Source organism: Paenibacillus sp. 01T422 (genome assembly GCF_056398785.1).
The window spans coordinates 1-618 of record NZ_JBFTQB010001519.1; the positions used below are offsets into that span (position 1 = coordinate 1).

The following is a 618-nucleotide window of genomic DNA, read 5'->3' on the forward strand; positions in this document are numbered from 1 at the left end:
TCCTATGATTAATCCGGGAACGCTGAGTGGCACAATGACCTTAACGAAAGCTTTGAAGCGGTTAGCTCCCAAGCTCTCCGCCGCTTTGATCAGATCCGGATCTATATTCTCAAGAACACCGACCAACGTAATAAGAATGAGCGGTAAAAACAAGTGGATAAGGCCAATCATCATAGCCGCTGGCGTGTACAAAATATCCAGTGGTTCCTTAATGAGGCCGATCGCGATCAGGGCGTTGTTGAGTAATCCTTTTTTGCCTAAAATAATCATCCAACTGAATGACCTAACGACAGAGCTTGTCAGTAACGGAAAAATAGCCAGCGCAAGCAGAATAGCCTTCTRTCTCGGACCCTGTTTGGATATAAAATAAGCTACCGGAAACCCAAGTAGGATACAGAGAATCGTGGTTACCAAACTAACACGCAGCGTCGTCCACACAATTTTGAGAAAGTACGGGTCTTTGAAAAAATTTAAATACCCTGCAAAGGTAAATGTTCCTTTATCGAAAAAGGTCGAACCTATCGTAAGAAGGATCGGAACTACCATGAAAACCGTCAGGAATAAGACGCCTGGCAGCAATAGTAATAATAAGTACGTTTTTTTCATGCATCTATACTC

1 protein-coding gene is annotated in these 618 nt (G+C 42.9%); it reads right to left on the reverse strand.

The genetic code is table 11. The annotated features are described in order from the left end of the window. The coding region (locus tag AC1DUA_RS39945; protein WP_477504922.1) for an ABC transporter permease at positions 1–606 on the reverse strand (606 nt) is incomplete at its 3' end. Positions 607–618: the final 12 nt, after the last annotated feature.